The sequence below is a fragment of the Ruegeria sp. SAZD011 genome, from assembly GCF_059612545.1.
Map to the genome: position 1 here is coordinate 272,169 of NZ_JBXWQU010000022.1, position 14,540 is coordinate 286,708.

Annotated in this window: 11 protein-coding genes; 2 read left to right on the top strand and 9 right to left on the bottom strand. The window is 65.7% G+C overall.

Features of this window, described 5'->3' with window-relative positions:
- Positions 1-3 precede the first annotated feature (3 nt).
- From AC2FLM_RS10015 to AC2FLM_RS10030, 4 genes are all read right to left on the bottom strand, one after another.
- A complete protein-coding gene (locus AC2FLM_RS10015; protein ID WP_234221659.1) occupies positions 4-1,332 on the bottom strand; it encodes a TRAP transporter large permease in 1,329 nt (442 codons plus the stop codon).
- Between the two features lie 10 nt (positions 1,333-1,342).
- Positions 1,343-1,885, bottom strand: coding sequence for a TRAP transporter small permease (locus tag AC2FLM_RS10020; RefSeq protein ID WP_234137431.1), 543 nt, complete (start codon positions 1,883-1,885; stop codon positions 1,343-1,345).
- Between the two features lie 79 nt (positions 1,886-1,964).
- Positions 1,965-3,110: a TRAP transporter substrate-binding protein gene (locus tag AC2FLM_RS10025; RefSeq protein WP_496857630.1), complete on the bottom strand. Its 1,146-nt coding sequence runs from the start codon at positions 3,108-3,110 to the stop codon at positions 1,965-1,967.
- A 23-nt stretch (positions 3,111-3,133) separates the two neighbouring features.
- Complete coding sequence (locus AC2FLM_RS10030; protein WP_234137429.1) at positions 3,134-3,322, bottom strand: hypothetical protein; 189 nt, start codon at positions 3,320-3,322, stop codon at positions 3,134-3,136.
- Positions 3,323-3,466: 144 nt separating this feature from the next.
- On the opposite strand from AC2FLM_RS10030, the gene AC2FLM_RS10035 reads away from it, so the two are divergent.
- Complete coding sequence (locus AC2FLM_RS10035) at positions 3,467-4,495, top strand: LacI family DNA-binding transcriptional regulator (RefSeq protein ID WP_496857632.1); 1,029 nt, start codon at positions 3,467-3,469, stop codon at positions 4,493-4,495.
- A 9-nt stretch (positions 4,496-4,504) separates the two neighbouring features.
- Here the strand turns inward: AC2FLM_RS10035 and AC2FLM_RS10040 are convergent, their stop codons facing one another.
- Positions 4,505-7,723 (bottom strand): reductive dehalogenase, encoded by a 3,219-nt coding sequence (locus AC2FLM_RS10040; protein ID WP_496857634.1) that lies wholly within the window; start codon positions 7,721-7,723, stop codon positions 4,505-4,507.
- Between the two features lie 75 nt (positions 7,724-7,798).
- Here AC2FLM_RS10040 and AC2FLM_RS10045 point away from each other — a divergent pair, with 75 nt between their 5' ends.
- Complete coding sequence (locus tag AC2FLM_RS10045) at positions 7,799-8,710, top strand: LysR family transcriptional regulator (RefSeq protein WP_496857636.1); 912 nt, start codon at positions 7,799-7,801, stop codon at positions 8,708-8,710.
- Here AC2FLM_RS10045 and AC2FLM_RS10050 read toward each other — a convergent pair.
- From AC2FLM_RS10050 to AC2FLM_RS10065, 4 genes are read right to left on the bottom strand one after another with little or no spacing between them, the layout of a single operon-like run.
- Positions 8,704-9,981, bottom strand: coding sequence for an NAD(P)/FAD-dependent oxidoreductase (locus AC2FLM_RS10050; RefSeq protein ID WP_496857638.1), 1,278 nt, complete (start codon positions 9,979-9,981; stop codon positions 8,704-8,706). The genes AC2FLM_RS10045 and AC2FLM_RS10050 overlap by 7 nt on opposite strands.
- Positions 9,982-10,024: 43 nt before the next feature.
- Entirely contained in the window at positions 10,025-11,062 is a 1,038-nt protein-coding gene (locus AC2FLM_RS10055; protein WP_496857640.1) for an ACP S-malonyltransferase, read from the bottom strand.
- Positions 11,059-13,251, bottom strand: a complete 2,193-nt coding sequence (locus AC2FLM_RS10060) for a dehydrogenase E1 component subunit alpha/beta (protein WP_496857642.1) — start codon at positions 13,249-13,251, stop codon at positions 11,059-11,061. The genes AC2FLM_RS10055 and AC2FLM_RS10060 overlap by 4 nt, the downstream gene beginning before the upstream one ends.
- Before the next feature lie 39 nt (positions 13,252-13,290).
- Positions 13,291-14,454 (bottom strand): pyridoxal phosphate-dependent aminotransferase, encoded by a 1,164-nt coding sequence (locus AC2FLM_RS10065; RefSeq protein ID WP_496857644.1) that lies wholly within the window; start codon positions 14,452-14,454, stop codon positions 13,291-13,293.
- Positions 14,455-14,540 lie beyond the last annotated feature (86 nt).

The window sequence follows — 14,540 nt, forward strand, 5'->3', positions numbered from 1 at the left end:
GTCCTATTTGTAGATATCGGGCAAGAGGGTGGTGGAAATGGCGGGCAGATAGGCGATGAGCAGCACCACCAGCAGCATGAACAAGACGAAGGGAACGGCGCGGGCGGCGATCTTGAGGATCGACTCGCCGGTGATGCCGGAGACCACGAACAGGTTCAGCCCCAGCGGCGGCGTGATGAAGCCCACACCCAGCGCGGTGATCATCATGATGCAGAACTGGATCTCGTTCATGCCGATATTGTCGGCCAGCGGCTTCAGGATCGGGGCAAGGATCACGATATTGGGCGTCGTCTCCATGACGCAGCCCGCCGCGATCAGGATGCCGATCATCAGCAGGATCAACAGCCAGGGTTCGTCGGTCATGCCGGTGACGGCGGCGACAAATCCCTGCGGCACGCCCATGATCGCCAGCGCCTCGGCCAGGGGGGCGGAAAAGGCGATGATCGGCAGGATCACGCCGTTCACCTTGGCCGAGCTGACCAGCATCGCCGGGAAGTCGGACAGCGACAGGGTGCGCAGGATGAAGCCCATCAGGATGGTGACGACAACAGCGGTGGCGCCCGCCTCGGTCGGCGTCAGCCGGCCCGAGAAGATGCCGTAAAAGATGATCCCCGGCACGATGAAGGCATACCAGCCCGATTTCAGCGCCCGGCCCAGATTGCCCAGGTATTCGGCGGCCGAGATATTGCCGCCGCCCTCCCAGCCGTTGATACGGTTCATCACCACATTGGTGACCAGGATCGAGATCAGGATGCACAGGCCCGGAATGAGCGCGGCCAGAAACAGGGTCGAGGCCGAGATACCCAGCACCAGACCGATGATGATATAGGCGATCGAAGGCGGGATCAGGATGCCGGTACAGGCCCCCGCCGCCACCAGCGCACAGGCATAGGGTCGGGGATAGCCCGACTCGACCAGCCGGTCGATGGTCATCCGGCCCACGGCGGCGGCCCCCGCCGCGTCCGAGCCGGAGATGGCCGCGAACATGCCGCAGACCAGCACCGTGGCCGAGCCGAACCCGCCCTTGGCGAATTGCGTGAGCGCCTCGGCCACGTCCAGGAACTTGCGCGAAAGCCCCGTGCGCACCAGCACGTCACCGGTCAGGATGAACAGCGGCACCGCCGTCAGCGCAAAGGCGTCGATGCCGGTGAACAGGCTCTCGCCCACCGCGCTCAGCGGCATGTCCCCCGACATGATCAGCATGGTGATCGCCGCCGCCCCGATGGCGGCCCAGACCGGCACCGCCAACGCGATGAGACCCACGAACATGATTACAGGCAGGTAGAAATCCCAGCCCAGTTCGACCGTCTGATTGAGGGTGTTCCAAAGCATGACCGTCCCCTCAATCGAACAGTTTGTCGCCCTCGTAGACGGGCGTGCCGTCACGAAGGCTGCGCAAATCGCGCAGGAAGGATTGCACCAGTCGCAGGATCATCAGCGAAAACCCGACCGGCACCGCCATCAGGAACCACACCATCGAGATGCGCAGGCCGTGACTGACCGAACCGAACTTGGCCGAGACCAGCACCGTCTCGAACGACCAGTAAAGCGCGATGACCGCCACCACGAACATCACCAGATCGCCAAAGATATAGAGCAGCGCCTTGGCCCGGCGGCCCAGGTAATGCATGAGCACGTCGATGCGGATATGGCCCCGTTCCTTCACCGCCGAGGCGGCGCCGATCCAGGCGAGGTAGATGAAGGAATAGCGCACGATCTCCTCTCCCCAGATCGAGGAATAGGCGAAGATCTCGCGCCGCAGCACCTCGATGGCCATGGTGACGACAAGCATCACGTAGAACACCAGGAGCGCCCAGCGCTCGGCATTCCGGTTCAGGGCATTCAGGATAAGGCTCACGCGTCCCTCCCTCCGGGCGAGGGGCATCCGTTGCCGGAGGCCCGGTTGATGGCGTCATACGGGTAAGGAAAGGGCCGGCGCCATCCCGGGCGCCGGCCGGTGCCGATCAGGCGTCGTGCACGTAGTAGCGGCCCATGGTGCCGGCGGCCTCTTCGAGGCGGGCAAAGGCATCCATCGACCCGGCCAGTTCGGTCTTGAAGCTGTCCCATTCCGAGCGCTGATAGCCGCCGGTCGCCTGCCATTCGGCCAGTTGATCGGCGGACAGCGAATGGAACTCGACCCCGGATTTGGTCAGTTCCGACATCGCATAGGCACGCGCGGCGGGCACCTTGGCCAGGTTCTGCTGCGAGGTGACCTCGCCCGCGAACATGATGCCTTCCTGCACGTCTGCCGGAAGCCCGTTGAACCATTCCAGGTTCATCGAGAACACCTGGCTGTCGGGCACCGCCTGGGTAAAGGTCACATGGCTGAGGATGTCCTTGAAGCCAAAGACATAAAGCGCGCCGACCGACGGGTCGAGCGCATCGGCCACGCCCTGCTTGATCGCCGAGGGCGTCTCGCCCCAGGCCACCGGCGTCGGGTTGGCGCCGACCATGCGGTAATACTGTTGCAGCATCTTCGAGCCCGGCACGCGGAACTTGACCCCTGCCAGATCGCCCGGCGTGATCACCGCGTTGCCACCCTTGCGCACGGCAACGACGCGCGGGTCGATCACGATATAGAACAGCGCCTTGAAGCCTGCGGCCTCGACCTTGGGATGCACCTCGGACTTCCAGGCATCCGACGACACGAGGTTGGTGAACCGCTGGTTCGAACCGCAGAAATACGGCATGTTGATCAGGTCGACGGCGCTGGCGAAGGGGGCGAAATTCGACAGCGAGTGCTGCGCAGCCTGGATGGTGCCGCCCTGCACCTTTTGCACCAGCGCGCCACCGGCACCCAGTTGGCCGCCCGGCGCCAGTTTCACATAGACCTTGCCGTTGGTGGCGTTCTGGATGTTCTCCTTGAGGTCCAGCTGCATGATCGGATAGCTGCGCGACGCGCCCAGTACATAGGCCGTCGCCACCGTCATCACATGCGATGCGGCGGCTTCACGTTCCTTCTCTTCCTTGGCGGTCTGCGCTGCGGCCTCGGTCGACCACAGGGTCCCCGCCGCGCCGGCCACCAAAGCGGCGGTAAAGCTGCCGCTGCCGGCCAGTTTCAGAAAGTTGCGGCGTGTCGCGGACGCAAGTCCGGTCCGGTCGTCTTTCATGTATTTCCTCCCATTTGGACAGATCAGGGCCGCTGGTTTGTCTTGCTCTTCGCTGCGGCTTCCCGTTGCAGAATGGCCACCACAAAGGCGATTGCAGCGGCGAACAGAACCAGCATTTCACCAACATCCCCCAGCATCGGCCCGACCCCGACAGAGCCAAGGCCCACATTCAGGGCAAACAGGGCAAAGAGTGCGGCCGAGATCAAAAGCATCGGGTCCTCCGGATGGGTAAAAACACGATTCGCCCTAGCAATGTAAGCGCTTACATTTGACGATGCAAGCGCTTACACGCTATGCTGTTCCCAGCGGGTAGGATATCGGACCCTACCGCCCTCAACCCGATGGAACCGCTCAGCATGACCGCGCCGCCAACCGAACGCACCCCGACCCTGGCCGATGTGGCCCGTCGCGCGGGCGTGTCCACGGCAACGGTATCGCGCTGCCTGAATACGCCAGACCGCGTGATCGAAGAGACCCGCAACCGGGTTTTGAAGGCGGTGCGCGACCTTGGATATTCACCCAATTTCGGCGCCCGCGCCCTGGCCGCGAAACGCACCAACACCATCGGCGCCGTGATCCCGACTATGGAGAACGCGATCTTTGCCCGAGGTCTTCAGGCCTTTCAGGAGGAGTTGCGGCTGAAGGGGATCACGTTGCTGGTGGCCTCCTCCTCGTATCGCGCCGATCTGGAGGAGGAGCAGATTCGCACCCTGGTGGCGCGCGGCGCCGACGGGTTGTTCCTGATCGGCGCCCATCGCGATCCGGCGCTCTACGACTTTCTCAACCGGCGCGGGATTCCGACCCTCGTGGCCTGGGTCCACGACCCGAATGCGCCGGTGCCCACGATCGGGTTCGACAACCATGCCGCAATGCTGGACCTTGCCCGACGGGTGATCGCGGACGGCCATCGCCATATCGGCGTGATCAGCGCCGAACAGGCCGGCAACGACCGCGCCCGCGCCCGGGTGGCCGCAATCTGCGCGGCCATGGACGAGGCGGGACTGGCCCCCGACGCGCTGAGCCTTGTGGAAACCGCCTATGGCATCGACGAGGGCGCCGCCGCGTTCGAGGCCCTGATGCAGCGTACGCCCCGTCCGACCGTTGTGATGTGCGGCAATGACGTGCTGGCTGTCGGCGCCATGGGACGGGCCAAGGAGATGGGATATGACGTGCCGGGCGATGTCTCGATCACCGGCTTTGACGATATCGAACTGGCCAAGGTGTGCAGCCCGGGCCTGACCACCGTGCATGTTCCGCATCGACAGATGGGCACCCGCGCTGCGCGTGCCCTGATCTCGATGGTGTCAGAGGGCACGCCTGGACAGGGGCAGCGACTGGATACCCGCGTCGTTCTGCGCGGCTCGCTGGGGCCACCGCGCGAATAGGCCGCAAGCTCACAGGTCGATCTCGACCACCCCGCCCGGTTCCGCCGCGCGGGATTGGCAGAGGATGATCGCGCTCTCGCGCTGTTTCCTTGACAGCACGAAATCGCGATGTTCGACCGCGCCCGCGATCACCCCGCATTTGCAGACGCCGCAGATCCCGTCCGAACATTTCACGTCGATAGGGATCCCGCTCTCGTTCAACACCTGCGCCGCGTCCTGATCCGCGGGCACAGTGATCTCGCGCCCTGACCGGGCAAGTTTCAGCGTAAAGGGGTGGTTTTCATACGCGGGCTGTTCGGGAACCGAGAAGTATTCCAGGTGCCGCGCCTCGTCGGGGAAGCCTTGTCGTTCGGCGGCCTGCATCACCCCATCCATGAAACGCTCGGGACCGCAGGTATAAACGTGCCAGCCGGGCCGATACCCCGCCAGAACCGTATCCAGATCGGCGCGCGATCCCTCATCCGAGACATGCAACTGCACATGATGGGCCCAGGGCACAGCGCCAAGATCCTCGAGATATCCTGCGCTGGCGCGGCTGGGGACGGAATAATGCAGCTCGAAGTCGGCCCCCAGCGCGTGCAAGCGGTGGGCAAAGGCGATCATCGGGGTGATGCCGATGCCGCCGCCCATCAGGAATGTGCGCGTCGCGCTCTCCTCCAGTTCGAAGTGATTGATCGGTTTCGAGATGAATACCCGCCGGCCCGGCGTAAAGATGCGATGCATCAGCCTTGAGCCGCCCCGCCCCGCATCTTCGCGCAGCACGCCGATCTGATAGGTGGCGCGGTCACCCGGGTCGCCCGACATCGAATACTGCCGCAGGAACTCGGGCGCGACCAGCACATCCAGATGCGCGCCCGCCGTCCATTCGGGCAGCGGCGCGCCGTCTTGGGCGGCAAACTCGTATTTGGTGATCTCAGCCGTCATCTTCTCGGCCCGCGTCACCTCGACCCGGATCACTGGCGCATTGTCCGCATCGGGTACGGTATAACGATGCACCATCGACCGGTCGCCAGACGCCAGCCGCGCCCGGTATTCGTCGGCGCTGATCATCTCCTGATAGGCGGCGATCCCCGCCTCACGGTCCATCGGAAACGGATAGGGCCAGGGATGCGGCGCCAGCGGCGCGGGATAGACAGCCAGCGTCTGATCCTCGTATTTCAGGTCCAGATCCCGTTGCAGGTCACGCCGGTTCACTGGCCCGGCGGTCGGGCGATAGGCGCCATCGGACTGCAACTCGATATCCCACCACCATCTCTTGACCTCGTTCAGCCCGCCATGGCCCAGCGCATCGTCGAGCCGCGCCAGCGCCGGGGCCGCCGCCGGGATCGTCATCGCCGCCCAGCGAAAGGGGCGTTCGGCAAACAACCCTTCGAGGTTCCACGGGCAGGTCTTCATGCAGCGCCCGCACATGGCACCGCCCTGGGTGGTGATGCGATAGGTGGCGCATTTCTGACTGTCGGATTTCCAGATCTCGTAGCCGTTGAACATCCGCTTGGGCCCGGCGGTGATCGCCCCCGAAGGGCATTCACGGGCGCATTTGTTGCAGGCCTCGCAGAACTGTTGCAGGCCAAAGTCGATGGGCTTGTCATGGCTCATCGGCATGTCGGTGGTCACCGCCCCCGATTTCAGGCGCGGGCCCAGGAACGGGTTCAGGATCACTTCGCCGATGCGGCTGACCTCGCCCAAACCCGACAGCAGCAGGAGCGGCGGTTGCAATACCTCGCCATCCATCACCGTATGGGCCTTGGCCTTGTAGCCCAGATTGCGGATCTGCTGCGCGATCACGCCCCCCAACAGCGAAAAGCGCAAGTAGGCGCGCATGGATTGCGCCACCGCGATCCAGTCGTCGCCGCTCGACCCTTCCATCGTCTCATAGCCCTGATCGACGATCATGCTGATCGCCTGATCATGCGGCGGGGTAATTGCCTCGCCGGTGGCGTCATGGCTGTACCAGGCCCAGGCGGGACAGCGGCTGAGCCCGACCGCGTCGATGCCCAGGAAATAGCTCGCCGCCTTGAGGTTGGCGGCATTGCGGCGCGGATCGACCGGGCGGGGCACATCGGCGCTGTCACCATCCTGAAGCAGTACAAACGCCCCCAGCGCCCGCCGCTGGGCAAAGCTGGGCGCCGCCTTGCGCACATAGTGACCGCCCTTGGCCCCCTCTTGCAGGGCCTTGCCCATATCGCCGAACTGAGCGCGGGCGAACATGTCGGCGCGTTTGGGCACACGGGCCACATTGGCCTCGTCGATATAGGTGGTGGGCGTCTCGACCCGGTGCAGCCGCTCGAACGGGTGTGCCCCGTCCACATAGCGCCGCCGGGCATAGGGGTCGCGGTTCAACGCGCTTTTGGCGAACCCCTTGCCCAGCCACCAGATCGGGCCTCGGGTGGCGGCCCAGGACTGCGCGGCCAGTGGCGCCAAGGGGCGGTCATGGGCCAGTTCCATTTCGGTGGTGACGGCAGCCAGACCAAAGCGGCGCCCCAGCCAGGGCGCGGCCAGTTGCCCGCCTTCAAGCGTCACCAGCCCCGCCGCCAGCGCCAGCCGCCCCAGATCGACATCGCTTGACATGGCGGTATGCGCCCGCGCGTCATAGCCCAGAAGGCGGATGTAATTGGCGATCACCACCGCGTTTTCGCTGGCAAGCAGACAGGCACGATGGTCCTGCGCGTCCCTTATCCACTCTGTTCCCGGTTCGTCCGCCTCGGGGTCGCGGTGATGTTCGTAGAGAAAGACAAGCGCGTGCCGGTGCCCCTCGATCGGGCGTGGCGGCGCCTCCATGCTCTCCTTGAGGTCGGCCATGATCACGTCGATACCCGAGGCCAGCGTCTTGGTCTGCCGGGTCCGCAGCGCCTCGGCCAGCCGGTCGATATCGGGGTTGCGTCGGGGTGCCGGCAACAGCGCCTCGGCCGGCAAGGGTCCGCAACCCATCATCGAGGCGTCGTTGAAATACCCAAACGCTTTCAGATGGTTGGCGCGCTCCTGTGGATCGGAAGGGATCTCGGCGCGGGCCGGGTTGACCAGCCCGTCGCGGATCGCATCCAGCATCGCCTGAAACTCGCCCATCGCGTTGACGATGCTCTCGGGCTGCTCGGGCCGGTGAAAGCTGAGCACAGGCATTTGCGGAACGCCAGCCAGATCCGCTACGCCATCGCGCCGGGCGAGCCGCTCCAGCGGATAGGGACCCATATGAACGGGCCTATCGCGGTCCGAGAAAAAGCGAATACCCATCCGGCGCCTCCTGAATGCCCGTCCGGCGTAACGTGGAATGGACAGCGAAACCATTCATGTTTAGTCATAAATCTCATGAAAAAATTCGATTTCACCGATCTCGATGGCAAGGTGCTGCGCTGCTTTCTGGTCATCCTCGAAGAAAGCTCGGTCTCGCGCGCGGCCGACCGGCTGGGCGTCACCCAATCGGCGGTCAGCCATACGCTGGCCAAGCTGCGTGTCGTGTTGGGTGATCCGCTGTTCGTGCGCTCGGGCCAGGGGCTGACGCCCACCGAACGGGCACTTTCCCTGCGCGAACCGGTGCAGCGGGTGCTCGACGGGATCAAGTCGCTGACCGATGCGCGCCCCTTCGACCCGCTGGGCGAAGAGATGCATTTCGACATCGCCGCCAACGACCTGCAACGCGAGCTGATCTTTCCCGAACTGTTGCACCGCGCCCGCTCCGAAGGAGTACGGCTGAGCCTTGGCTTCGTCCCCTCGGGCGTGCCCGATCCGGCCCTGTTGCGCAGCGACCGCTGCCAGCTGGTGTTGACGCCGCTGCCGCCGGATGGACCCGATATCTATCAGCGGCACCTGTTCACCAGCCCGTTGCAAATCTACTATGACGCCAGTCATCGCAGCCCGCCCGACAGCTGGCAGAGCTATTGTGCCGCCGAACATGTCGAGGTGCGATTCAGCGACGGACGCAGCGCCAATGTGGTGATGCGCGGCGTGGATCAAAGCCAGATACGCCCACCCACGGTGATTTTGCCACATTTCGGCGCCATCCCCGCCTTTGTCAAAGGCAGTGACCTGATCTCGACCGATACCACGCTGATGAAACTGGGGCCGCTGGCGGCGCTGGATTGCGCGCCGCTGCCCTTTGCCTGCGATCCGGTGTCGATCTACATGGTCTGGCACGAACGCTCGACCGCCGATCCGGCACATCGCTGGCTGCGCGCCCGGGTCGAGGCAATCGCCGCCCGGCTGCAACGCGGCACTCAGTAGCCCACGCGCGCCCGGATCAGGTGCATCAGCGTGGCGCCGGTTTCCACATAGGCCTGTTGCAGGGTGGTCCAGCGCTCGGCATGGTTGTCGATGGCGGGGATCGGCAAACCGGTCTCGTCCCCGCTCAGCAGCGCCTCGGCCATGGCCTTGCCGAACAGGGTGCCCGGCCCGATGCCGCGCCCGGAATAGCCATGCGCCGCCAGCGCGCCGGGGCCGGGGCGGGTGATCTTGGGGATGTGATCGCCGGTCATCGCGATGCGCCCATGCCAGCCGGTGACCAGCGGCTGCCCTGACAAGGCGGGATAAAGCTGCGCCAGCTTGCGCCGCACCCAGGCCCGGTGGATGCCGCTGGCCGGATGGTCCAGCGCCCCCATGCCGCCGATGATCATCCGCCCCGCCCGGTCCAGCCGGAACGAGGTCATGATCAACCCGGTATCCCAGCACCCCTCCCCCCCCGGCAGTATCGCGGCACGGATCTTCTCCGGCAGCGGATCGGTAGCATATTGGAAATAGTGCACCGGAACATGGGCGGGCTTTCGTCGGGCCAATCCCCGGTGATAGGCGTTGGTGGCCTGGATCAGCTGGCGTGCGCGGATGCTGCCGCCGGGCGTGCGCACCTGCCAGACCCCGTCTTTGTGTTCCACCTCCAGAGCCGGGCTTTGCCCGTGCATCTGTGCGCCGGCCGCCTGCGCGGCACGGGCCAACCCGCAGGCATAGGCCAGCGGCTGGATGGTGCCCGCGCGCGGATCAAAAAGCGCACCGTGAAAGGCCCCCGAACCGGTACGGCGCGCGGTCTCTGCGGCCGAGAGCAGTTCGACAGGCGCGCCGCTGGCGGTCAGTTGCGCGTGACGCTGCTTCAGGTCGGCAAGGCCCGAGGGGGAATGCGCGCAATGCAGCGTACCGCCCCGCACCGGCTCGCAGGCGATGCCGTGCCGGTCGATCAGATCGAACACCATCCCCGGCGCCCCGGCCAGCAGCGCGATCAACCGGTCGCCCGCCGTTTTGCCCAAATGGGCGCGGATATCGTCGGGCGGCAGCCACAGGCCCGCATTGGCCAGTCCGACATTGCGGCCCGAGCCGCCATGGCCCGGCATCTCGGCCTCGACCAGGCGCACATCGGCGCCCTGCTCCGCGGCATGAAGCGCCGCCGACAGGCCCGTATAGCCGCCACCGATCACCACCAGATCGGCGGTGACATCCCCCGCCAGCGGCGGCGCGGTGACCTGCTCGGCCGAGGTCAGATGCCAGAGGTTGCGGGTATTGTCCGACATGGCCGGGTCTCGTCTGCAAGAGGGATATCTATGTCTTAGGCACTCAGGCGGCGGTGACAAGTCCGCGTTGATCGTCGCGCCCCATCGCCACCAGCAAGGGCGCCTCGGCTTGGCGCGCCTGAAACGCCGCCTTGTCGCTCATGCCACGCCAATTTGCCAGGACCAGCGACTGCGCCACCGCCCCGCCAAGCGTGGCGCCGGGGCCGGTGACGATGAACAGGTCGGGCGCAAATTCACGCGCGGCGGTCTGCACGGCGCGGGTGAAATCATAGGGCTCGGTCACCTGATGGCTCAACGTATAGTCCCACAGCGCCGCAGTGTCGGTGGCGCCCGGCCACCAGATCTTGCCGCGCCCGTCTATCATCGGGCGGCTGGGCTGGGTGAACAGGTCAGCACCCAGCCGTTGCCGCCCCTCGGCGGCAACCGGCGCCTGCAAGCGGGTGTGAAAGGCGGCGTGATTGGCCAGCCGCATCGGGAACCGTTCCTGCGCCACCGGCTGCGCCGCCTCGAAGGCCGACAGACCGGCCTCGTTTCCGGCCAGAACCAGCATTCCCCCCAGGTCGATGGACAGGGCCAGGTCATGTCCCGGCATGGCGTCGATCCGGGCCACATCCGCCAGCAGCGCCGCCTTGCGCGCGGGATCGTCGGCCCAATCCTCGCCGGTGAAAGGATAGACCAGCTGCCCGCCGATCAGCCGTTCCTGCATCAGCGTGCCCATGGTGTTGACCACCCGGAACCCGTTTTCCGGGCTCAGCGCCCCTGCGGCGGCCAGCGCGATATACCAGCCCATCGAGTTGCCGGTGACGGCGACCACCTCGATATCCTCGGCCAACGCCTGCGCATCACCCAGCGCGGCGGCATAGATCAGCGGCGAGGCCACATCCCCGCGCGAGTATTTGCCGACCGTATACCGCTCCGCCCCGTCCAACGCGGTGACTGCCTCCTGCCCGGCCTCTGCGCGGATGGTGTCAAAGGCGCGGAACATGTCCATCCGGGCGCCGTGGTGGCGGTGCAGATAGCCCAGTTCCGGTTTGTTATAGGTGCCTCGGCCGGGGCAGATCACGACAGCGGTACGGGTCATTTCGCAACTCCGGTCAGGGACAGTGCGGCGGCCACGATGCCGTCCTTGGACGGCAGCGGGGCGGCATAGGCCGGGCCGGTGGCAATGAAGCAATCCTCGGCCACCACGCGGGCGGTCGCGGGGGCGCGACTTTCTTCGCAGAAGAAAGTCATCAGCGCCTCGGACTGGCTGCCGGTGCGGCGGCATTCGTCGACGATCAGCACGTGTTTGCACCCTTGCGTGGCCGCGCGCAGCGCCTCGATGGGCAGCGGCGCCAGCCAGCGCAGGTCGATGATCCGCGCCTTGATCCCTGCCGCCTCGATCTCGGGGAGCGCCTGTTTGGACAGGTAGTGCCCGTTGCCATAGGTGACGATGGCCAGATCGGTGCCATCGCCATGCACCCCGACCTCGCCCAGCGCGATGCGCCGGTCGGGCGAGGGATAGGTGGTCATCCAACCACCATCCTGCGCCCCATGCAGGTCGCGCATCGGGTAAAGCGCGATGGGCTCAAGAAACACGACCACCCGCTGCTCCTCGCGCGCCAGCCGAACGCATTCGCGCAGCATCTGGGCCGCATCCGCCCCGGTCGAGGGGCAAGCGATGATCACGCCCGGAATGTCGCGCAGCACGGCCAGCGAGTTGTCGTTGTGGAAATGCCCGCCGAACCCCTTTTGATATCCCAGGCCCGCGATACGCAGCACCATCGGGTTCGAAAACTGTCCGTTCGAAAAGAACGGCAGCGTCGCGGCCTCGCCCCGGATCTGGTCCTCGGCATTATGCAGATAGGCCAGGAACTGGATCTCGGGGATCGGAACGAAGCCGTTGTGCCCCATGCCGATGGCCAACCCCAGGATGGACTGCTCGTCCAGAAGCGTGTCGATCATCCGGTCGGGGCCGAACCGCTGTTGCAGTTTCTGGGTCACGCCATAGACGCCCCCCTTGCGGCCCACATCCTCGCCCATGCAGACGATCTCACCATGTTCCAGCATAAGGTCGGTCAGCGCCCAGTTGATCAGTCGAGACATGATCTGCGGCTCTTCCATCGCCTTGAGATCACCGCCAAAACACATGGCGCGGGCCTCGGCCCCGGGGCCGTTGGTGGGCTTGCAGCTCCGTTTCGGCGGGATAAGGCTGGCCGCCACCTCGGCGGCACTGGCCAGATGCGGGCGGGTCGCGGCCTCGGCCGCGATGCGGTCGGTGCGGGCGCAGGTCTGTTCATAGATCGCCAGCGCCTGTTGCGGCGTCAGCGCCCCGGCCTGATCCAGCAGGCGCACGCTGTGCAGCAGCGGATCCATGGCTTCCTCCGCCTCGACCTCGGCCCGCGAAAGATAGGTGGTCGGCACATCCGCCCCCGCATGGCCATAAAGGCGCACGGTTTTCAGATGCAGGAACGCAGGCTTGCGGCGGGTGCGGACATAGTCGGCCGCCTCCTGCGCCACGGCATAGGTCTCGTAGATGTCCAGCCCGTTGGCCTGAAAATAGCGGATGCCGGGCCGATGCTGCATCGAGGCCTGGATCCAGCCTCTGGGCGTCTTGGTCGAGATCCCGATCCCGTTATCCTCGCAGACAAAGAGGAGCGGCAGCGGGATCGACTGCACGCTGGTCCAGCCCGCCGTGTTGATCGCGCCCTGCGCCGTGGAATGGTTGGCCGATGCATCCCCGAAGGAACACATGGCAATTCCGTCCTCGGGCAGCATGCGGTGTTCCGGCGGATGCCGCCGCGCCGCGCCCAGGCTATAGGCCGCGCCCACCGCCTTGGGCAAGTGGCTGGCGATGGTCGAGGTCTGCGGCGGGATCATCAGCGCCCTTGATCCCAGCACCTTGTGCCGCCCACCCGAGGTGGGATCTTCCTTCGAACAGGCAAAGCTGAGCAGCATGTCCCAGGCGATCTGCTGGCCCGGCACCTGCTCCGCCCGCGCGATCTGGAACGCCGCATCGCGGTAATGCAAAAAGGCGATGTCGGTCGGGCGCAGGGCCTGCGCCACCGCCGCCATCCCCTCATGCCCCGAGGACCCGATGGTATAAAACCCCTGCCCCGCCTTCTGCATCGCCCGGCTGGTCCGATCCAGCGCACGGCTGAGCACCTGCGAGCGGAACAGTGACACCGCCTGCGCGCGCGACAGGCCCGGGCGCGGCGGCGCGCCTGTGGGCAGGTCGCCCGCGGCAACCCGGCTCAGGAAGTTTTCATGTACGATCTGGGCGCGGTCCATGGCTCGGCCTTCTCTAATGCTTGGGGTCAATGCCCCTTGTTACAACGCGGCGACGACGCGGGCGATACGGGCAAGCCCCTCTTCCAGACTCTGCCTCGCATAAGCGAAGGACAGTCGCAAATGCCCCGGCATGCCAAAGGCCCGCCCCGGCACCAACGCCACACCGGCGCTGTCCAGCAGAAAGTGGCAGAATTCATGATCGACCGGCATCTGCGCGGGGGTCTTGGGGAACACATAGAACGCGCCATCGGGCGACGCACACTCAAGCCCAGCCGCGTTCAGCCCAGCAACCACCAGATCGCGCCGTGCCAACATCTCGGCCCGCCGTTCGGCCAGCAGATCCTGCGGCCCGGTCAGTGCGGCCAGCGCCGCCGCCTGCGCGATGGAACAGGCGCCCGAGGTGATCTGCCCCTGCACCGCCACCATCGCCTTGATCAGCGGCGCCGGGCCAATCCCCCAACCGATCCGCCAGCCGGTCATCGAATAGGCCTTGGACACCCCGTTCACGATCAGAGTGCGATCCGCCAGCGCCGGCACCGCCTGCACAAAGGGGGTAAAGGGCACATAGGCCAGATGCTGGTAAATCTCGTCCGAGATCACCCAGACATGCGGGTGACGCTCCAGCACCGCACCCAGCGCCTGCAACTCCGCCTGAGAATAGATGGCGCCAGTAGGGTTCGATGGCGTGTTGAGCAACAGCCAGCGCGTGCGGGGGGTGATCGCGGCCTCCAGCTGCGCGGGCGTCAGCTTGAACCCGTGCTCGCCGGGACAGTCCAGCACCACCGGCACGCCACCCGCCAGCCGCACCATATCGGCATAGCTGGTCCAGAAGGGCGCCGTGGTGATCACTTCGTCACCGGGGTCGAGCGTGGCCAGAAACGCGCCCGCCAGCACCTGCTTGGCCCCAGTCGAAACGATCACATTGGCAGGTTCCACCCCGGCCTCGGCGGCAATCGCCGCGCGTAGTGCCGGGGTACCCGCAGTGGCCGAATAACGGGTTTGCCCAGCCAGCGCCGCCAGATGCGCGGCCTCGATTACATGGGCTGGCGTCGGGAAATCCGGCTCGCCGGTACTGAGCGCGACAATATCGGCGCCCCCGGCCCGCAACTGCGCCGCCCGTTCCGAGATCTGCACGATCTCGGACAGCTCGATTCCGTCAAGACGCCCTGCGCGCCGAAATCCAGTTTCGCCGTAACTGTTCATCGCCTTCCCCACCATCAGGAGTTTCCCGCATTAGATCGCGCTGGATCGCTGCGAAAACCAGTGATATTCCGGTCAAAAGCTATGAG